The sequence below is a fragment of the Bradyrhizobium sp. CSA112 genome (assembly GCF_029051645.1).
Taxonomy (GTDB): domain Bacteria; phylum Pseudomonadota; class Alphaproteobacteria; order Rhizobiales; family Xanthobacteraceae; genus Bradyrhizobium.
Window position 1 is genome coordinate 149,065 of sequence record NZ_JAACFS010000013.1, and the last position, 18,617, is coordinate 167,681.

Here is an 18,617-nt window from a genome sequence, read left to right on the forward strand (position 1 = left end):
CCCAATGGTCATTGTCCCCACGGGCAATTGACGCTGATTGAGCGGCAAACCGGAAGTTATCCTCCGCTCCAATTCCCTTGATCTGAGTCAAGACCAGGCACTCCAAAACGCGAGGACATGCATCGCTACCGTGATCCATGCACATCAGAGAAGACCATGAAACAGGGTGTGAAAAACATTACTCTCGCCGCTTCCGATCGGGGCGGCTCAAAGCCGCCTCGGTTTGTTCGTTGCGATGGAATGGACAGCTAAGGGAGAACAACAATGCTTAGATTGATTGCTGTGGCTGGCTTCGCCTTGTTCGTTGCAACATCGGCGCAAGCCATGACACCAGCGCCGCCTCCCCAGGTGGACGAAATGGTGACGCGAGTTGCCGTCGGCTGTGGACCAGGCAGAACGAGAGTCAACGGCGTATGCGTGGCACGGACTACCGTCCGCCAGACCCGCCGCGCTGTCCGCAGGTGTGTGCGATGGCAGGCTGGCGTCTGCGCCCTGTACGAGTGAACCTACCGTGAAGCGGATGTACGAGCGCTGAGCCGGCAGAATCAGCCGGCCAGTGAGCTAGGATCCACGCACGCCAACGTGCATCGTCGGGGTCGATGCATGTTTGTTTTCGCCTTGTGTCCGGGGCGGCAGCAGGTAAAGCGTCATGGCAAAGATCAGGTACACCATCAGTACGAGCACGCCGACAAACCATGCCGAGCGGCCACTGTTGGTCACCAGCGATGCGGTCATGGTCGCGATAAGCATCATGACCACCGCGCCCGGCCAGAATTGCAGGCTCATCGGCTCCGGCCCGATGACGTAGCTGAGCAGCACCAGGACAGGCGCGACAAAGAGCGCGATCTGGGATGCACTCCCGAGCGCAATCCCCACGCTCAGGTCCAGCCGGTTCTTGCGTGCGCCGGAAAAGGCCGAGGCCATTTCTGCGGCTCCCCCTACCAGCGCAACGACAATGAAGCCGACAAAGGCCGGCGTCATCCCAAAAGCCACCGCGGCCTCTTGCACCGACTCGACGAAAACCTCGCTGACCAGTGCGACCAGTATGGTGACGCCGGCCAGCGTGGCTAGAGCCAGCCCCATGGGCCACGGTGCTTCGCCAGCCTCCGCGTGCCCAGCCCCGCCAAACAATTCGCGATGGGTTTTGAGCGAGAACAGCAGGCCCAGGCCGTAGGCCGCGATGAGCAACACGGACAGGCCAACGCTCAACTTCGCCGTGAACGCCAATCCGGCCGCAGAATCGGCTTCGGAGACCGCTGAGGGAATCAGGATCCCTATCGTCGCCAGGAAAAGCAGGCTCGCCTGCAGCCGGGCGCTGCCCCGGTCATATTCCTGCACATGATGCCTTAGTCCGCCCAGCAGAAATGACATGCCAAGCATGAACAACGTGTTGGTCACGATCGCACCGGCGATCGATGCCTTCACAAGCGTATATTGCCCGGCGTGCAGCGCGGTTAACGCGATGACGAGCTCTGTCAGGTTTCCGAGCGTCGCATTGAGCAGGCCTCCAACGGTGTCGCCCGTCTTGGCCGCCACAGATTCCGTGGCGTGGCTTAGCAGCCCGGCGAGCGGCACGATGGCCAGGACCGACAGCACGAAGAGCAGCGTGTGCGCGTCCGGCTTGATGTTTTGCGCGACGAACAGCGCCGGCACGAACGCCAGCAGCCATAGCAGAGGATTGTGCCGGATTTCCTTCAGCAATGGATTCATGAGCACCTTCCGACGCGATAAATGGCGCTGCCCTCATAAGTGCTTGCCGTCACAAAGCCGGGTACGCGCATCGCTCGGGGCTGCCGGCCGGTTCAGACCGGGGTCAAACAGAAGCCGAGCCGGCAGCCGTCATGCAGTCGTCAACGCGTGGTGCGGGCGGCCGATCAAGTGCCCGCGACCGGCAGGCATCAGACCCCTACCGCCGAGCGCACCCGAATTCCCGCTCAATACGGATACTGACGCGGGCAGACCCAGGCGCCGTATTCGTTCTGGTAACAGCCGCTATTGTATCCGCCATAATAGCCGTAGGCTCCTGCTGCCACGGCGCCGGCCGCCGCACCATAGGCGGCTCCGCGATAGACGCCTCTGCGGACCGCCGTGCGCGCTATCGGGCGACCGGGTATCGGACGATATCCATAGCCGCGTCCCGCAACCCCATATCCCCGGCCGGCAACGCCGACACGACCAGCATGAACCGCGCCGCCACGGAAATGAGCGCCGCCACCGTGAAAGCCTCCACCACGATAGCCGCCGCCACCCCGACGCGCGAATGCGTCATCCGGGATGAAGCTGGCGCCGACTACAACGACTGCTGCCAGAGCAGCGAGAGCATGACGAAACATGGCTGTTCCTCCTGTAGATGGGGGTGTCGTGCATTTGAACTTCAACGATTCCCCAGCCGCCGATCAGTACCCGACGACAGCCTTCGGCGCTGACTGGGGGTTTGACCTAGATCAACGGTCTGGCCCCCCACTTTCGATCGCTAGATTAGTTTTTCGGCGTATCCGAAAACGCGCTCTCGATCACGTCGCCGATCGGCTGCCAGGTGCGCCCATCGAACCGAATCAACCGCATTTGCTTGATCGGCTGGAAATTCTCCGGATCGGTGTCGATCTTGATCCCGGGCAGCAGAATAGAGGCCTCGTAATTCCTGAGTTGCCATTGACGAACAAATCACGCGGCATCCGGGGTGCGGCATGGCGCAATCGCGCCGTGCGATGGTCGAGTGCATTTCGGATGGGGCAAGCAGCATGGCACCATGCGCAAGACCAAACATCGCGGCATCGCTCGCGTCGCCACCGACTCCTGCTCAATCTGATCGCCTATCACCTGATCCGCATTCTTGCCGCCGCCGTGCGTCAGGGTGCACCAACACCAGGCTAGTCTAAACCGCTCGCGCCCAGGCACGGTTCCGTCGAGGAGATTGCGTGAATGGAGCTTGACGCTGGCTGCTTGGTTCAGAGTTCGAGGAGATAGCCCGCTTTGTCGAAAGCAGATGCCCGTCTATCACACTCGATGGACCTGTTCATGCGCGCCAGCAACTGAATCGACTCAATCTCCCGCCCTGCACTCTGCGCCCGCCCCGGTCGTTAGACCGAGACGGTAAGCGAAGTATAACAAAAGTGGTTGCGGGGATAGGATTTGAACCTATGACCTTCAGGTCATGAGCCTCGAAGAGCAGGCGTACACTCGGGCCAAGGGTTGATCTGCTATGGGCCTACCACTCATGCTGTGTGACCTCACAACGGGCGCTCACAAGGAATTGACGAGAGTAGCTCCTGATGTTGCAAGTTCAGCAAGAAGCGGATTCGAACCGAAATTGTGAAACATTGGCTTGGTATACCTAATGGTACTCCCGGTTTTTGAGGACCATAAACTTTAGGCTTATCAACTGCTTGGTGGTCTACTTGGACGCCGGCCAGGCACCATTTGCCTTCGCTGCTTCGCCTTGCCTTCCCGCCCCTCTGTCCGGAGACGAGCCGCGGCGTGCGCATCGAATTTGCTATCATCCCGTCATGACCAAAGAGCAGGTTAAAGAACTTCTCGATCGCGTGCTGACTTGGCCGCAGGCGGACCAGGAGAAAGTCGCTCGCGCGCGCCGCTCTTGAAGCGATTTTTTTCATACATTGCGAAAGACAAGCGCATCGGCCCAGCTCGTCGCGCGGTCGAACAGGCAACGGCGCTGATCGCCGAGCAACCACGCAACCACCGAGAGCGACATTCGGCTCGAGTCGCGATCTGACCATGATAGCCCTTCCACTTAGCTGACGCGTGGCAGGGAGGCACCCACTGCGTGGTCGATGACGTACCGCCAGGTGCCATCGGACTGGCGGCGGACCAACTCGGCGGAGCTGCCGGACGCCACGATGGAGCCGTCCTGGGTGCGCAGTTCCCAATCCGCGCGCAGCAGAGCGACGTCACTGTGCTGGACGCAAAAGTTGTTGCGCGACGTCAGTGTGCCGGGCGCTTGCAGCAGACGCTGCAAATCACCAGCGATCGCGTCGAGCCCTATCAGACTTCGCTCGCTTCCATCCACACGCAGGACGGCATCCATCTCGTACAGCGCGAGCAGATTATCTATGTTACGGCTGTTGAAGGCTTGAGCGAATGCCTCGTTCATCTGGGCTGGCTCAGTCACGGTCATGTCTCATCTCCTCGTTGTTGGAGAAGAGAAGCACACACCTTCAGTGCTAACCAAACGGGAAGGAAGCCGCATTGTCATCTGCTGCGCTACGATTAGAACTCGACAATCCGCAACCGCGTCGCCCGGCAGATTGCCCGGTCGAGGATTGGCTGGCCTTCCTGGGCCACCGGTGGAACGCACTTGTACTCTGGCACCTGAAGGACGGTTCGAAACGGCACGGAGAGTTGGCAGAGCTTCTACCGGGCGTATCTCCGAAGGTGCTTTCTGAGCGCTTGGATGGGCTTGAAGATCGAGGCTTGGTGCTGCGCTCCCCAACCGTCGCGTTCCCACGGCGCGTGACCTACTCGCTCTCCCTCAAGGGCACCGAGCTCCTAAGCATCCTCGATCGGCTCGAGCTTTGGTCACGCCGGAATGATCGAGCGGTTGCTCGGTCGCATGACCACGAAAGCTGACGGAGTTAGCGTAGAATCGTGATCGCCCCGCACATCCGAAGCTTGGTCTCATGCATTACGGTGACACTGCCACCGTAGTCGGGTTCGTGTGTGAACAACGCCGCTACCCGTAGCCGCCGGGAGAATGTGGTCACGAATAAGATCCACGTAGCGGAGACGCGGAGATGATCAGAATTGGCTCAGTCGTGATCCATTGCCATGAGTTTGAGCGGATGGTCGCATTTTGGCAGGAGGCTTTGCAGTATATTCCGCGAGCGCCTGCGAGCGGTGGCTGGATTGTCCTTTGTGATCCTGAAGGCCGTGGGCCCAATATATCGTTTCAGGCTCGCGATCGCCGCGGCTGGAGGAGAAGCTGGCTGCACTTGGACCTTTATACCGAGCACCAGCGGGAAGAAGTTCGTCGCTTGCTGACGATCGGAGCGAAACAGTATCCGTGGCGGTATCCGCAAGATGCTGATTACGTGGTGTTACAGGATCCGGACGGCAATCTTTTCTGTGTCGTGCAAAAGCCGAATGCCAAGCGTGAGGGAGAACCAGCTTGACTGCCGCGGAGCTTGCCCGCGAGCGGGTCGATCCTACGGACCTTGGGCCAACGAGTCGGCATTACGGTGACGCTGACAACGTAATTCGATGACGGCATCGCACAGGCTCCAAGCCGCGATGGTAAGGCGCCGGAGAATCTATTTCCATCATCGTCCCGCCACCATCCGTTCAACCTCTATAGCAGGCACATCCGAGCGCCTTGCCTCACGCCTCCCGATACCAGCTAGCGAGCTGCCACAAATCGTTGTCCCAGCCCGAGATATGCGCGGTCAGCTTGTTGCCGAGCGCCGCGACCCGGGTCCGGGAGACGATGGGCTGGATGTAATTGTCTGTCACGACGAGGTCGTTGAGCCTGACGAACAGCGCCGCGCGCTTCACCGCGTCGAGCTCCCGTTCGGCCTGCTTGTAGGTCTCGTCGTATTCCTTGCTTTGCCAGCGCGAGACATTGCGCCCCTGCCACTTGTTTTCCTTGTTCGCCACCTGCCACGATAAATACTGGTTCATGAAGAACTGCGGATCGGCCTGCGGCATGGTGGTGTTGTACATCTGCGCGTCGCAATAGAAATGCGTGTAGGTGTCGGGATTGGCGGCGTCGGAGGAGAAGAACACCGATCCCACCACTGACTTCAGTTCGACGTCGATGCCCGCTTTCTGGCACGCCTGCTTGACGATGGCCTGGGTCTTCTGCCTGGGCGCATTGATCGAGGTCTGGAATACGAACTTCAGCGGCTTGCCGTCCTTGGCGCGGATGCCGTCGCCGCCCTTTTTCCAGCCGGCCGCCTCGAGGATCTGGTTGGCCTTCTCGATGTTGAATTCGAATTTGGTGTTTTTCGACCGGAAGCGTTCCGGGTTGTTGAGGAAGTTCGCGGTGGCGCGCGCCGTGCGGCCATAGATGAATTTCTCGATCGACGCGCGATCGATCAGGAGATTGACGGCCTGGCGCACGGCCGGATCGCTGAACAGCGGATGTTTGGTCTTTATGCTGGCGCGCTCGCCGTCGATCTCGACCGCGGGATCGGTCGAATTGAGCTGCATGAATTCGACGTTGCCTGACGGGGTGATGTTCACCCTGCCCTTTCCAGCGGCTTCCAGCTTCAGCAGGATGTCCTCTTCGACCAGCATGTTCCAGGCATAGTCGTATTCGCCGGTCTGCAGCACCGCGCGCGCCGCCGACACCGCGTCGCCGCCGCCCTTGACCTCCACCTCATCGAACTGCGGCCGGTTGGCGACGTGGTAGTTGGGATTGATCTTGCCGCGGAGCATGTCGCCCGGCTTGAAATCCACGAACAGATAAGGGCCGGTGCCGACCGGCTTCAGATTGTGCGGCGCCTCGCGCGACCTGGCACCGACATAATCCTCGAACAGGTGCTTCGGGATGATCATGCCGTAATTGCCGACAAAGGCATCGGCCCAGAACGGCGTCGGCTTGGCAAAGGTGAGGCGGACGGTGAAGTCGTCGATCTTCTCGACCGTGATATCCTTGTAGTTGGCAATCGAGACCGCCGCGGTCTCCGGCGTTTTGGCATATTCCCAGGTGAAGACGACATCGTCGGCCGTGAACGGCATGCCGTCATGCCATTTGACGCCGCGTTTCAGCTTCCAGACCACCGAGCGGCCGTCTTCGGCCAATCCATGATTCTCCTTGCTCGGAATCTCGGCGGCGAGGATCGGTACCAAATTGCCGTCGCCATCCCATCCCGCCAGCGGCTCGTAAAAGATCCGGCAGCCTTCCTGGTCCTTGGTGCCGACGGCGAAATGGGGATTGAGCAGGGTGATGGCCTGCCAATACATCAGCTTCAGCACGCCGCCGCCGCCGGCCTTGGTCGGCTTGTAGGGAAGCGCGGTCGCAGCCATCGCGACCCCGGACTGGCTCAGCATCATCCCGGCCATCGGCGCCGTAAGGCCGATGGCGATCATTCGCTGGACAAAGGCCCGCCGCGACAACCGGCCGGTCTTGACGTCTGCAATCAGGTCTCGAAGTTCCCGTTCTTTCATGGGGCCCGCTCCTTAACTGTGCTGAATGTCTCGTCACGCTCGATGCAGGAAATGGATCAGGTCGGCGCGAACCTGTCAAAGCAGGATCCCGGCCTTCCGGTCACGCCACGCCAAACGCAGCGTACAACGCGGCGTATAGAAGTTTGCAGGCAACCGCTGCTCTAACGCGCATAGCCGAGGGTGCCACAGGTGTTCGGCGGCTGCGCCTCGGCGAACCGGTCACCGAGCCAGTTGACGGCGGCGCGAGTACTGGCCTGCGCCGCACGGCCATGGCCTATGTTGGGCATGACCAACATTTCGACATTGCTGCCTGCCTTGCAGAGTTCTGCGGCATATGTGTGTGTTACCTCGGGGCGAACGACGGCATCCTTGTCGCCTTGCGCCAGGAAAACGGGAATTTCAGGCGGCAAGGACCCAGGTGTGTTCTTTGCGAGCAAGGAGCGCCACGGTTCGATCTCGGCAGGGCTCTTCACCGCCAGGAAGTATTGTTCGAGCGGCTTTTCCGTACGTTGTCGGATAAAAAGGTCAAGCGGGCCTTCGATGCATTCCTGAGCAAGGCGATTGATCGTCGGAATGGCGCGTCGATCGACAATTTTGTCCATCGGAGCGCCGTACACGCGCTGCCATGACCAGAGCGTCATAGCCGTGATGTTCTTGCCGCCAGCGGTATCGATATCGTCGGTCATAAGCTTGGCAAGATCGGTGGCGGGTGCGGCCGCAGCCACGCCAAGAAGCCTCAGGTCCGGCGCGTAGGACTTGGCAATCATACCGGTGAAGAGAGCGGCCTGACCTCCTTGCGAATGACCCCATACGACGAAACGAGTACCGCCGCCGGCACCAGGCATGGTACTCGCTACCCGCACCGAATCGATGACCGCGCGCGCCTCGCTTGTGCCGACGAGATAAGGATGCGGTCCCGGCGTTCCCAACCCCGGATAATCGGTCGCTGCCACGACATAGCCGCGTTCCACCATCGACCGCAGCCCCTGGATCTGCTGAAACACGAAGATCGCTAGCGACGGCGCGCATCGTGGAACGATTCCTGTCGTCGGGTGCGCCCAGGCGACGATCGGCCGACCGCCTGGCGGAGACGGCCCTTGCGGGACAACCACAATACCTGAGACCAGGATCGGCTTGTCATCGAGCCCCGTTGAGCGATAGAGAACGCGATAGGTTGCGGCGCCAAACGGCGCACCGGTCATGATCTCCCGTCGAACAAGGCTGCCGGGTGGCCCGGCGGCCGCGGACGCAGGTGCCTGGTAAAACGAAGTCTGCCCAGCCGCCATGCCGGCACCACCAACAAGCGCCCAGGCTGCGAAAGCGAAAATGCCTGCTAGGTTGGATCTCCGGGCGCTCATTGGGCTACAAGCCGTATAGGATCTTGAGCTCACCGCTTGCATGGATCAGGATCATCGGCCCGTCGGCGAGCAGCGAGATGTTGTCGAGTTTCGCGGAAGTGAGATGACCCTCCATGCGAAAGCCGTTCTTCAGCGGTCGTGTCAGCTTTTCGTTGGCTGCATTGAGCAAGTTATCATAGGCGATGCCATAGCTCACGCCGCCTTGCTCCTGCAATTGCGTGAGTAGTTGGTCATCGCCCAATAGCTGTCGGATCCTGTCCTTGATCGTATCGCTAGCGGCAAGCTCGGCCAATCCGATCGTCTTCTTGTCGGTATCGACACGGGGCTTGCCGGACAGGTAAATCCATTCACCCGCGGCAGGGTCGGGTTCGGAGTCCGCAGCTATGCGCAGGCCAACAACGAGCCTGCCGGCGGATGGATATACCTGAACATCGCGAATAGCATTGTTCTTTGGCAGCGCCGAGATCGCCTTCTCGATCCCGGTGCGTAACGTGTCGTAGCTGATGCGAACCGGCAAAATGATATCGAAGCTGCCGGGTGCACTGACATCGGTGCCGAGCGATGGCAACGCCGTAGGCGAGGCCGCGGGCGGCGCTGCGCCGATAACGGTCTCGGCCGTTCCGGCGAGTTCGAGCGTGCCGGACAGCGTCTTTGAGCTTGCGCGGACGCCTGCGAACGCGGCTGCCTCGGGCTTTAACTGCAGCCAGGTTGGAGGTTCGGCGGAAAGCCTAATGGGTTCGAAGGCCTGAGCCCAGGCCTTTGCGGCCTTATCCCGCAAATCGATACGTCGGGCTGCCGCGATCGCGCGCGATCGAACGCGATTGAGCTGGGTCTTGATCCGGGGCTCGGCATATTCAGCAAGCGGGATGTCGCGACCCAACACGTGAAGATATGGCGGCTCGCTCCATCGAAAGGAATCGCTGAAATTGAGGTCGAGCGACCAGTCCTTGCGCAATTGCGGCCGCGCTTCGACCTCGACGGTTGCGGCCGCTTCCGTCTCTCCGTGAATGCGGGCAGTAAACCGGTTGGCACCCTGTCCCTCCGCCACCCCGCGTATGGAGACGGCCCCGAACACTCGGTCGCCTCGCCCGTAAAGCGAGACACCGCTGGTTCTTTCCACATAGCCCCAGATATCGCAATTCGCGCTGACCTGGAATCCCAGTACCCGCCGCCGTACGCAGTTGATCCGCTCGTCAATCGTTGCCAGCCGTTTCGGAATATCGCGCTCGATGGCTGCTGCTAACGCAGGCAGACCAAACTCGATCGTTGCCGAGATCCGCGACTGTGTCCGCATAACCGGCGCGGCGTCTGCGTTGGGGGGCGGCTTCTCGGTCGCCGCGCCGGTTGACACGAAGAACACCAAGCCAAGCACACCGCCGCAGAAGCGGACGCAATGGCTGGAACAACCCAGAAAAGTCCTGCCGCGTGTATCAGCTGAATCGGCCATGCCCGCCACCGCAGTTCACAGACGACATGCCGTATTTCCCGGCGCCTGAGCTTAAGGACTTGCGTAACGTCGCGCAACTAGAGGCTGCTTCACCGCGCGGCTGTCGCTGCGGTGCGGAAGTAAAAAATGGCTCGCTTCATGGCACCGGCGCCGGAGGCATATCCACTATTGACCACGCAACGAATGCGCAATGTCGCGCGCCAGCGGCGGCGGGACCGATCAGCGCGGTGAGCCTAGCAGCGATGCCCCTCACGTTCATCGACGGCCGCGACGCCACTCGCTTGCCAACGCACCCCGCGCCGGCAATCTCACCCTCACTTCTTCCCGAACGCGCTGAGCAGTCCGCCCAGCACCTTCGATGCGATTCCGCCCAGCGCGCCGAAGCCGCCGGTGGCGCCGATCACGCCGGTGATGATCGGAATCAATGTCGCCAGTGTCGAGCCTGAAACCGGCGCGGTTGTGGCGGGCGCCTGACCGGCGATCGCTCCCAGATTGAAGGGTAAACTGAGAACGCCCATCGACTGCAGCAGCGTAACGATGCCGAGCGCGCCGGTAGAGAGCTGCACACTCGGCCGCGACATGGCTGGCGCAACCGGCTCGGGCGGGGCATCCGGCTTCTCGGTGCCCGGGAACGGCTTGCCGGTCAGCCGCTCATAGAGCATCGGCAGCAACACCGTGATGGGATCGACCGGCGCCGCGGCGGCGCCCGGGTGCAGCGGCAGAATCGGTTGCGAGACGACCGGCGCCGGGACGGTGTTGACCGGCTGCGCGAGCACCGGCGCGTTCGCGATCGGCGTGACCGCCGGCGTCGTCAGTGGCTTGCCTGTCGCGAGCACGGTCAGAAGCTGCGTGATATCGAGTTGTTTGCCGGTAAGCGCCGACTGCAGAATCAGAGGCAGCAGCAGTTCGAGGCCTTGGCCCGGCTTGGCAGGATCGGCGGCCATCGGTTTCTCCTTCGATAGCAACATGAGAATGAGCGGGAGCAGTTGCTGCATGTCGAGCGCGGGCGGGCCAGCGACCGCCCCCGTCTCCGCGACCGCGACGACAGGCTTGACCGCCTCGGCCCCGAGCGACACGCCGAGCGCCGCCGCCGTCTCCGGCCCGACCGCGCCATCGACCACCATGCCCTCGGCTTCCTGGAAACGCAGCACGGCCGCTTGCGTATTCAGCCCAAACTCGCCGTCGATCAAACCGGGATCGAAGCCCTTGGCGGCCAGCGCCGCCTGGATGCGCGCAACGACGGCCATGTCCATGTTCGGCGCGTCGACCTCATAGATGATTGCGGGCGAGACGACCTTGATCGGGGCCGCGGCGTCATAGGAGATGCCGGGAATGAGAATGCCGGTGTGCCATCCGCGGCCATGCACGGTATCGGCCACCACGCCGTAGCGCCGCCCCTTGGCCTCGATAGTGCCACCGGCGCCGTCGCATACCGCAATGTGGCCCATCTTGCCCGGACCCGGTGGATAGCGAAGCACGATGCCACCGGCAGTCGCCGCCGCCTCCTCCACCGAAACGCGCTTGCCGAGCCGCTCGAGGTCGGCCTTCCAGGCGCCCGTATAGGCATCGGCCTTGGCTGGCGGCGCCGTGTTGTCAACGCAGCCGTAAAGCATGCCGGCTTCCTGATAGACCAGCCACGAGACGAACTCGGCACAATCCCACGGGCCGTGCCAATGCGGGTCGTCCTTCGGTATCTGCGTGTTGACGTATTGCTCTCCGATATGCGCGCGGGCGCGCTGTACCAGACCCGCACCCGAAGGCGCACCGCTCGCGGGCGGCTGGACAACGGCTACAGCGGGCAGACCATCGAAGAAAGCGTCGGCGCTACCGGCCTTGTACATGCGGTGCGCCTGTCGCCACTGCTCCTCGGTGAGGTTATTGCCCTTGCCCGACTCGCGGCCTGCAATGGCCTTCAGCAAGGCAATCGCCTGCACGGGATCGTCGACTATTTCCTTGGTCAGTATGGCGTTCGGATCATAGCCGGGCACGCCAAAGCCGTGCGCGCCGGTCCACTTTGTTCCGGCCTCGCCGATCCGCATGCCGACATAGCTGCGCGACAAGAGATCGAAGTTCGAGGCGGCGCCGTTCACCGGCGAGGGAAAGCGCGCGATCTTGTGGCCGCCCCCGATGATGCCATAGCCGGTCTGGCCGAAACGCGCGGCGCGTGCGCTGGGATATTGTGCGCCGGGATTGTTATAGCGGAACGATGCGACCTCGCTGCCTGCGACGTCGTCGCGGTTATCAGCGGTTGAGGGGTCGGTAGACCTTCCGATTTGAGCCATAGCGCGTTCCCCCGTTGGTGTGCCTGTTGCCGGTTTCCTCTTCGCCGATCGCTGCGTCCTCGACCTCGGTTTGCTGCTCATACGCCGGCCCATTTGTCCGGCAGAGCCGGACGCCTGTCGATGCAGTTCGCGACCTGCGTTTTCATGCACGAAAGCCCGATCGTCGCGGCCGGTGACAACCAGCCGATGACGCTGTCCTCAGTATCGATATTCGTTTTGCCAGCCGAAGGATCACTACTCGCGGCGAGCTGTGAGAGCCTACAGCGTCCAGTAGTATTCATGTGTGAGGTAGCTAACAGTTGTGATGCTGGATCGGCGAATTAGTTCCGCCATGGCCTCACCTGCAATTGAGTACATCGGCACCGCGTTCCGGAGTTGTTGCATTGACCGGGCACACCTTTGTTACGACCATCAATGATCCAGCTACTCCAGCTCAGGAGTTCTCATGTCTTCATCCGATCCGCCGCGTCTGAACAGGAGAGCTTTCGTTGCCGCGGCTGCTGGCGCGGCGGTCGGTTGCGCGCCGGCGCTGGCCCAGCATGCGGGGCATGGCACTCAGTCAGGCACAGCCCTGCCTGAAGCGGCGCCCTCCGCCGACCCGTACGCCAGACTCCAGGGCGGCACGCCGCATCACCTCACGACCGAGCAGATTGCTCAGCGAAAAGTGGAAAGCCCCGCACCGAAGGGCCCGCAGGGACGCTGGAATCCCAAGGCGGCGTTGCCGCTGCCGCGAAGTGAAATGGCCTGGGCCACGGCCTGGGCCGGGCGCATGCATATTGTCGGCGGCTATGGCGAGGGACGCGTCGACCGCGCCTATCACCATGTTTACGATCCCAGGGACGACCGGTGGTTCAACGCCGCGCCATTGCCGCGCGGCGCCAACCACGTCGCCGTCGTAGCAGATGCCGGCCGGGTCTACGCGCTTGGCGGCTTCATCGAGCAGAATCGCAATCCGGATCCGAATGCGTTTTTCTACGACGTGGCTGCGGACAAGTGGACGACCATCGCGCCACTCTCACGTCCGCGCGGTGCTGCCGCAGCCGTCGCGCTTGACGGAAAGATACATCTGATCGGCGGCGCCGGCGCTCCCACCAACGAGCGCGCCAGCGTCGGCTGGCACGAGGTCTATGATCCGCAAACCGACAGGTGGGAGATCCGAAAAGCGCTCCCCGCCGCGCGCGACCATGTCGGAGCTGTCGCCCATAACGGCATGATCCATATCATCGGCGGCCGCTTCAACACCTTTGAATACAACACCGATCTTCATCACGTTTATCTGCCCGTATCAGACACATGGAAGGAGCGCGCGCCGCTGCCTACCGCGCGTTCCGGCCATGGCCTCGTCGTCTACCGCGACCGGCTGTTCGCGATGGGCGGCGAATACGGCGTGCAGGACAGAGGTCAGATAACGCAAGGCGCCGTTTTCGGTCAGATGGAGAGTTATGATCCCCAGGCGAACACCTGGCAGTCTCACGCGCCGATGACGACGCCGAGGCACGCGGTGGGCGCCACCACCATTGGCGATGCCATCTACGTTGCGGGTGGAGGAGCCGTGACCGGCGGGGCGGTCCAGTCGTCTGTGCACGAAGCGTTTACGCTGGCCGTTTGACTACGTGCGACGGCGGATTACGCCTTCGGCGCTCCAATCCGCCCTACGCGCCCCGGCTCAGCCTTTAAGCGCAACGGCTCCCTCTCCGCTGATCGCGCGGTCCAGGGCGTCGATCAGCATCTGAATCTCGATGAACTTGTTGCGAGCCCGCTCGGCCCTGTCGCGGTCGAAAGGCGCGGCCAGCACCTTCGCATGCGCGTCCCTGTCCTCGATCATCCGCGCACGGGCTTTGTTCAGCGTTTCAAGTCGCTCGCTCATTATGGGCTTCTTTCATCAGAGGGATTGGCGCCACGCTGTCAGCGCGAATCTCAGGGTATACCGATCCCACCACTGATGCCATCGATCAATGGCGCGCTGTAATTAATCGAACAAGAAGCACCTACGAGTCTGAAACCTTGTGGCACGGCTGGCGGCAACGCGTCGATCAAGCGATGCGAGGCGCCGAATCTCGCGCGTCGGAAAAGCCGAACCAGGCGAGCGGCAATGCGAGGCCGCAGAGAAGTGCCATCGCAACAAACGCCCCTCCTCCATAGCTCGCATAGAAAAATCCCGAAAACAGCGTCAATGCGGCAGTCACAACGCCGGAACCAAACGCGTAAATTGCTTGGGCGGTTGCGGCCAAATGGGTGGGAATGAGGCTTCCCATCATACGCATGCAAGCGAGATGAAGCAGAGCGAAGGTCAATCCGTGCAAGGGCTGCAAAATCGCAAGCACCGTCACCGAGCTTGTCATTGCCGCAATCGACCAACGCACGATTCCGGCCGCGGCCGCCAAGGCAGCCGCGCCCCGCGCACCGAATCGGTTGAGCAATGCCGGACCGATCAGAAAGAACACCATGACTTCTGCAGCGACGGCTTCCGACCACAGGACGCTTATGACGAAGGTGTCTATCCCAGCATTGCTCCAGCGGATGACGGCAAATGCATCGTGCATGGCGTGGCTGCCATAGACCAGAGCCGAGACGAGAATCAGGATTCGAAACCGCGCGACGCCAAGAAGTCGGTGAACCTCGCCCGCGATCTTTGATGCGCCGCTGTGCGGCGCCGAGTGAGCTGTAACCCCGGGCACCAACGCGGTTGCTCCCGCGGCGACGACAAGCAGAGCAGCATTCAGCCAGATCACGCGCGTGAGGTCGGTGGGGCTTATGATCTGCCCGATGACCAGCGTGCCGCAAACGAAAGCCGCCGACGCCGAACCGCGAATCCAGCCATATTCAAACGGCCTCCCCGCCATCTGCGGCCTGGCTGCGCTGACCGACAACGCGTCGGCGATCGATGTCGTCGGCGCCAGCGCTGCCGCTTGAACCAGCGCCACCACAAGCAACAGCCAGAAGCCATCGGCCCACAGCAATGCAACGGCCGTTGCGGCCGCTAAGCCGGCGCAGGCTGCGAGCACAAGGCGCAACGATTGCACGACGTCGGCGAACACCCCGACAAGGGGACCGGCGACAAGCCGCATCAACAACGCAGCCGCCAGGATGATGCCGATCTGCTCGGGCGTTAGCGCTCTGGTTTCGAAATATTTCGGCCAGAACGGCGAGGCCACGCCAAACGCGCCATACAGCGCGGCGTAAAGAGCGATGTAGGCAATCGGCCCACGAGAGCCTGTTCCGTTCCGATTACATCGGAACGGGTCTCTCGATTCTTGGTTTGACGCGTTTTCTTTACGCGAACCGGCTTCCACTTCGCTTGAAAACGCTCTCACGCGCATTTCCAAAAGTTCCCCTCGGTAGAATTACGGGTGCGAATACCATCTCGCTGCCGCAGTTAATCCGCGAAATGTCCACATCCGACTTCTATCCGGCCGGCCATCACCCACCACGAATGGAAAGTTGATGCGATATCTTTTCGCCGTTGTGATTGCTGTGTTGGTAGTCGCCGCGGATTTTGAAAGTTCCAATAACAAGTCAGTATGGACGGAACCATCTTTCGTCGCCGAAGCGCAATCGGAACCTGCCGCACCATCGAACTCCCATGCCGGAACTGCGACTGCGTCGGCTGAATCTTCGCAAGGAGAGGAGGCAACAAATGTCGCCGCGCCATCTGAGACGACGACGGCGGCTGATGCCGCGGCTCATGCCGCTGCGTCGATCGATGAGGAACGCGCACCATCGAATGTGATCTGTGAAGCGGTCAAGGCTGCCGCCGAGGAACACGATCTCCCGATCGGATTTTTCGTGCGCCTGCTGTGGCAGGAAAGCAGGTTTCGTTCCGGGGAAGTCAGTCATGCAGGCGCGCAGGGCATCGCGCAATTCATGCCGCGGACGGCCGTCGAAATGGGTTTGAAGAACCCGTTCGATCCGTTGCAGGCGATCCCTGCGTCGGCAAAGTTCCTTCGCAAGCTCCATGATCAGTTCGGAAATTTGGGACTTGCCGCAGCAGCGTATAATGCCGGCGGCGGCAGGATCGAGAAGTGGCTGTCGCGCCGCAGCTCGCTGCCAAAGGAAACGCGCGCTTACGTCAAGATCATCACCGGCCAAAAGGCCGAAGCCTGGACTGACGAAGATGGCACCGTCCACATGCCGACCGATCTGCCGCAGAAGGCGCCATGCGAGGGCGTCGGCGGCCTGGCCCGAAAAGACCAGATCGCGGCGGTGAATGTCGACCTGACGCCTTCCGCCAGCGCGCTTGTGCGCAAGGCGGAAACCGTTGTTGTCGAGAGCAAGAAGTATGTTGCCGAGAGCAAGAAGTACGCGGCGGTCAGGAAACTGCGTGTCGCAAGCTCGGCGGCTCGACATGCCCGTACTGCGTCCCGCAAGACCCATGCCCGCATGGCGCTGCTGGCAGGCAAGGCATCGGCGCGCAAGGCGGGGAAACAATCCGTCGTGCGTCTTGCGTCAGCTTCGAACCGGACGAAGTCATCGCGGGCGGCGCGGGAACTATAACTGTTGCCGCCAAACGAAAGAGGCCCGCGCTCGCGGGCCTCTTTGCTGTCACCTCGTTATCTCAGTACCAGCCGCGATGACCGGTGCCGAAGCTGAAGCTGATACCGGGTCCACCGCCATAGTAGCGGGGTCCTCCGTAGTAACCGTACCGACGCGGCGCATAGTAGCCGTAGCTACGATAGTACGGCCTGTAGTGATGGTGGCCCCAGCGGTGATGACGCCAGTGGCGACGGTGCGCGCTGATGTCGGTCGAGGACTGCGTAACATCCGTCGACGGTTTCGCCTTCACCGCATTGTCGGCGGCGTAAGCGGCGGAACCTCCGATCAGCGTGGCAGCACCAACGGCGAACATGATAGCTAGCTTCTTCATCGTCGAACTCCAATGAACGTGTCGAAGCTAACCGATCGGCGCGCGTGACGTTCCGGCGTGCGACATAAAGACCGCGATTCGCTTCCTGAACTAATGTTCACATAGATTAATGCGAAGTTCCTGCGGCGAGAGCGATGCTAGTTCACCGCAGCGATCGTCATCGCGATCGTGTCCGCCGCCACGCTGCTGACCTGCAGCACGACCGAGCTTGCATCGAGATCGAGCCGCACGCTCTTGCGCACGCCCGGGCAATCGCTGCGGCCGGTGCTGCCGACGGAGCGAGCGTAGCGACCGTTCTGGATGACGTCGATCCAGGCGTCGTCGGAGAGCGTGATCTGATAAATGCCGGGTTTTGGTAGCGCTGGAAGGCGCACCAAGCCGCCGTGCCACTGCTCCAATCGCGGCTTGCGCTCCGGCGGCATCGCGAAGGAAGCCTGCGGCCCCGGCTGCAGGCGGATCACCAGTGCGCCCGCCGGCAGCGCTGCCAACGTCTCGCCCGCCGAAATCGTCGTCTTGTCCGCCGCCGCGAACGCTGCGCGGTCGCGCGCGAGCGGCCAAGCGAATTTTTCGCAGCCGTCGGCGGCGGCGCTTGCCGTTGCGACTGAAACGATCAGCGCGGCGGCAAAGCCAACCGGATGCATCCAAGCCCGAACCGCAAGAGCTGCCGAAAGCCGCCCCCGCATCACGCGCCGGAATCGTTGGTGTTGGGATAGAACAACTGCTCGCCATTGATCTTGTAGTCGGCGATCGCCTTCTGGCCTTCCGACGACACCAGCCAGTCGATGAACTGCTGGCCAAGATCCTTCTTCACGCTCGGATGTTTTTCCGGGTTCACCAGCATGACGCCATACTGGTTGAACAGGCGCTTGTCGCCTTCGACCGCGATGGCAAGGTCGCCGCGGTTCTTGAACGACAGCCAGGTGCCGCGATCGGCGAGCACATAGGCGTTGGAGGCCGAGGCGGTATTCAGCGCCGCGCCCATGCCCTGCCCGATCTCCTTGTACCAGGGGCCTTTGTCCTTCGCGATGTCGATGCCGGCGACCTTCCAGAGGTTGAGCTCGGCCTGATGCGTGCCGGATTTGTCGCCGCGCGAGATGAAGTCGGCGCCCTTCGCCTTGATCGCGCTGAGCGCTGCAACGATGTCCCTTGATCCCCTGATGCCGGCCGGATCGGCCTTCGGGCCGATCAGGATGAAGTCGTTGTACATCACGGGATAGCGCTTGACGCCAAAACCTTCAGCCAGAAATTTTTCTTCCGCAGGCTTGGCGTGGACAAACACCACGTCGGCATCGCCGCGGCGGGCGGTATCGAGCGCCTGTCCCGTGCCCTGCGCCACCACCTTCACGTCGATGCCGGCCTTGGCCTTGAACATCGGAAGTAAGTGGCCGAATAGGCCGGAATCCTGCGTCGAGGTGGTCGAGGCCACCACGATCGATTTGTCCTGGGCGAAGGCGTGGCCTGCGAATACGAAGCTGGCGGTCACCGCGATCAGCAAGCGGCGCGTAAGCATGTTCATTTGTTTTCTCCCATCAAACCAATAG

17 protein-coding genes are annotated in these 18,617 nt (G+C 61.8%); 5 read left to right on the forward strand and 12 right to left on the reverse strand.

Annotated elements, in window-relative coordinates:
• Positions 1–561: 561 nt before the first annotated feature.
• Together cax and GWE18_RS22185 are read right to left on the reverse strand one after the other, a co-directional pair.
• The gene (cax, locus tag GWE18_RS22180) at positions 562–1,710 is read right to left on the reverse strand and encodes a calcium/proton exchanger (RefSeq protein WP_275187821.1); all 1,149 of its coding nucleotides are present in this window, start codon (positions 1,708–1,710) and stop codon (positions 562–564) included.
• A gap of 224 nt (positions 1,711–1,934) precedes the next feature.
• Entirely contained in the window at positions 1,935–2,333 is a 399-nt protein-coding gene (locus tag GWE18_RS22185) for a hypothetical protein (RefSeq protein WP_275187822.1), read from the reverse strand.
• Between GWE18_RS22185 and GWE18_RS22190 the strand changes: the two genes are divergently transcribed.
• The gene (locus tag GWE18_RS22190; RefSeq protein WP_275187823.1) at positions 2,332–2,874 is read left to right on the forward strand and encodes a hypothetical protein; all 543 of its coding nucleotides are present in this window, start codon (positions 2,332–2,334) and stop codon (positions 2,872–2,874) included. The genes GWE18_RS22185 and GWE18_RS22190 overlap by 2 nt on opposite strands.
• A gap of 877 nt (positions 2,875–3,751) precedes the next feature.
• Here GWE18_RS22190 and GWE18_RS22195 read toward each other — a convergent pair.
• Positions 3,752–4,135 (reverse strand): nuclear transport factor 2 family protein, encoded by a 384-nt coding sequence (locus tag GWE18_RS22195; RefSeq protein WP_275187824.1) that lies wholly within the window; start codon positions 4,133–4,135, stop codon positions 3,752–3,754.
• Positions 4,136–4,206: 71 nt separating this feature from the next.
• Between GWE18_RS22195 and GWE18_RS22200 the strand changes: the two genes are divergently transcribed.
• A complete protein-coding gene (locus GWE18_RS22200) occupies positions 4,207–4,587 on the forward strand; it encodes a helix-turn-helix domain-containing protein (protein WP_275187825.1) in 381 nt (126 codons plus the stop codon).
• A gap of 164 nt (positions 4,588–4,751) precedes the next feature.
• Positions 4,752–5,129 carry a VOC family protein gene (locus GWE18_RS22205; protein ID WP_275187826.1) on the forward strand — a complete coding sequence of 126 codons (378 nt, stop codon included), beginning with the start codon at positions 4,752–4,754 and terminating at the stop codon, positions 5,127–5,129.
• A gap of 205 nt (positions 5,130–5,334) precedes the next feature.
• Here GWE18_RS22205 and GWE18_RS22210 read toward each other — a convergent pair whose 3' ends face one another.
• The 4 genes from GWE18_RS22210 to GWE18_RS22225 all read right to left on the reverse strand — a co-directional run bounded on the left by GWE18_RS22210 (position 5,335) and on the right by GWE18_RS22225 (position 12,212).
• Entirely contained in the window at positions 5,335–7,125 is a 1,791-nt protein-coding gene (locus tag GWE18_RS22210; protein WP_275187827.1) for a peptide ABC transporter substrate-binding protein, read from the reverse strand.
• Positions 7,126–7,286: 161 nt separating this feature from the next.
• Entirely contained in the window at positions 7,287–8,327 is a 1,041-nt protein-coding gene (locus GWE18_RS22215; RefSeq protein ID WP_275187828.1) for an alpha/beta fold hydrolase, read from the reverse strand.
• A gap of 160 nt (positions 8,328–8,487) precedes the next feature.
• Positions 8,488–9,930 carry a DUF4403 family protein gene (locus tag GWE18_RS22220; RefSeq protein ID WP_275187829.1) on the reverse strand — a complete coding sequence of 481 codons (1,443 nt, stop codon included), beginning with the start codon at positions 9,928–9,930 and terminating at the stop codon, positions 8,488–8,490.
• 314 nt (positions 9,931–10,244) lie between these two features.
• Positions 10,245–12,212: a peptidoglycan-binding protein gene (locus GWE18_RS22225; RefSeq protein ID WP_275187830.1), complete on the reverse strand. Its 1,968-nt coding sequence runs from the start codon at positions 12,210–12,212 to the stop codon at positions 10,245–10,247.
• A 445-nt stretch (positions 12,213–12,657) separates the two neighbouring features.
• On the opposite strand from GWE18_RS22225, the gene GWE18_RS22230 reads away from it, so the two are divergent.
• Positions 12,658–13,821 carry a kelch repeat-containing protein gene (locus tag GWE18_RS22230; RefSeq protein ID WP_275187831.1) on the forward strand — a complete coding sequence of 388 codons (1,164 nt, stop codon included), beginning with the start codon at positions 12,658–12,660 and terminating at the stop codon, positions 13,819–13,821.
• Between the two features lie 57 nt (positions 13,822–13,878).
• Here GWE18_RS22230 and GWE18_RS22235 read toward each other — a convergent pair whose 3' ends face one another.
• Complete coding sequence (locus GWE18_RS22235) at positions 13,879–14,079, reverse strand: hypothetical protein (RefSeq protein ID WP_275187832.1); 201 nt, start codon at positions 14,077–14,079, stop codon at positions 13,879–13,881.
• A 166-nt stretch (positions 14,080–14,245) separates the two neighbouring features.
• On the reverse strand, positions 14,246–15,412 hold the full coding sequence (locus GWE18_RS22240) for an MFS transporter (RefSeq protein ID WP_275187856.1): 1,167 nt from the start codon (positions 15,410–15,412) through the stop codon (positions 14,246–14,248).
• 526 nt (positions 15,413–15,938) lie between these two features.
• Here GWE18_RS22240 and GWE18_RS22245 point away from each other — a divergent pair.
• The gene (locus GWE18_RS22245; RefSeq protein WP_275187833.1) at positions 15,939–16,706 is read left to right on the forward strand and encodes a lytic transglycosylase domain-containing protein; all 768 of its coding nucleotides are present in this window, start codon (positions 15,939–15,941) and stop codon (positions 16,704–16,706) included.
• 61 nt (positions 16,707–16,767) lie between these two features.
• Here the strand turns inward: GWE18_RS22245 and GWE18_RS22250 are convergent, their stop codons facing one another.
• The 3 genes from GWE18_RS22250 to GWE18_RS22260 form a co-directional block, all read right to left on the reverse strand.
• The gene (locus GWE18_RS22250) at positions 16,768–17,076 is read right to left on the reverse strand and encodes a hypothetical protein (RefSeq protein ID WP_275187834.1); all 309 of its coding nucleotides are present in this window, start codon (positions 17,074–17,076) and stop codon (positions 16,768–16,770) included.
• A gap of 137 nt (positions 17,077–17,213) precedes the next feature.
• Positions 17,214–17,717, reverse strand: coding sequence for a hypothetical protein (locus GWE18_RS22255; protein ID WP_275187835.1), 504 nt, complete (start codon positions 17,715–17,717; stop codon positions 17,214–17,216).
• A gap of 41 nt (positions 17,718–17,758) precedes the next feature.
• Complete coding sequence (locus tag GWE18_RS22260) at positions 17,759–18,586, reverse strand: substrate-binding domain-containing protein (protein ID WP_275187857.1); 828 nt, start codon at positions 18,584–18,586, stop codon at positions 17,759–17,761.
• Between the last annotated feature and the right edge of the window lie 31 nt (positions 18,587–18,617).

What these genes read in the sequence shown, in the direction of transcription:
- GWE18_RS22225 (WP_275187830.1), bottom strand. Translation starts at nt 12,212, where the DNA reads ATGGCTCAAATCGGAAGGTCTACCGACCCCTCAACCGCTGATAACCGC.
- GWE18_RS22255 (WP_275187835.1), bottom strand. Translation starts at nt 17,717, where the DNA reads ATGCATCCGGTTGGCTTTGCCGCCGCGCTGATCGTTTCAGTCGCAACG.
- GWE18_RS22230 (WP_275187831.1), top strand. Translation starts at nt 12,658, where the DNA reads ATGTCTTCATCCGATCCGCCGCGTCTGAACAGGAGAGCTTTCGTTGCC.
- GWE18_RS22220 (WP_275187829.1), bottom strand. Translation starts at nt 9,930, where the DNA reads ATGGCCGATTCAGCTGATACACGCGGCAGGACTTTTCTGGGTTGTTCC.
- GWE18_RS22250 (WP_275187834.1), bottom strand. Translation starts at nt 17,076, where the DNA reads ATGAAGAAGCTAGCTATCATGTTCGCCGTTGGTGCTGCCACGCTGATC.
- GWE18_RS22215 (WP_275187828.1), bottom strand. Translation starts at nt 8,327, where the DNA reads ATGACCGGTGCGCCGTTTGGCGCCGCAACCTATCGCGTTCTCTATCGC.
- GWE18_RS22195 (WP_275187824.1), bottom strand. Translation starts at nt 4,135, where the DNA reads ATGACCGTGACTGAGCCAGCCCAGATGAACGAGGCATTCGCTCAAGCC.
- GWE18_RS22205 (WP_275187826.1), top strand. Translation starts at nt 4,752, where the DNA reads ATGATCAGAATTGGCTCAGTCGTGATCCATTGCCATGAGTTTGAGCGG.
- GWE18_RS22210 (WP_275187827.1), bottom strand. Translation starts at nt 7,125, where the DNA reads ATGAAAGAACGGGAACTTCGAGACCTGATTGCAGACGTCAAGACCGGC.
- GWE18_RS22190 (WP_275187823.1), top strand. Translation starts at nt 2,332, where the DNA reads ATGGCTGTTCCTCCTGTAGATGGGGGTGTCGTGCATTTGAACTTCAAC.
- GWE18_RS22185 (WP_275187822.1), bottom strand. Translation starts at nt 2,333, where the DNA reads ATGTTTCGTCATGCTCTCGCTGCTCTGGCAGCAGTCGTTGTAGTCGGC.
- cax (WP_275187821.1), bottom strand. Translation starts at nt 1,710, where the DNA reads ATGAATCCATTGCTGAAGGAAATCCGGCACAATCCTCTGCTATGGCTG.
- GWE18_RS22260 (WP_275187857.1), bottom strand. Translation starts at nt 18,586, where the DNA reads ATGCTTACGCGCCGCTTGCTGATCGCGGTGACCGCCAGCTTCGTATTC.
- GWE18_RS22235 (WP_275187832.1), bottom strand. Translation starts at nt 14,079, where the DNA reads ATGAGCGAGCGACTTGAAACGCTGAACAAAGCCCGTGCGCGGATGATC.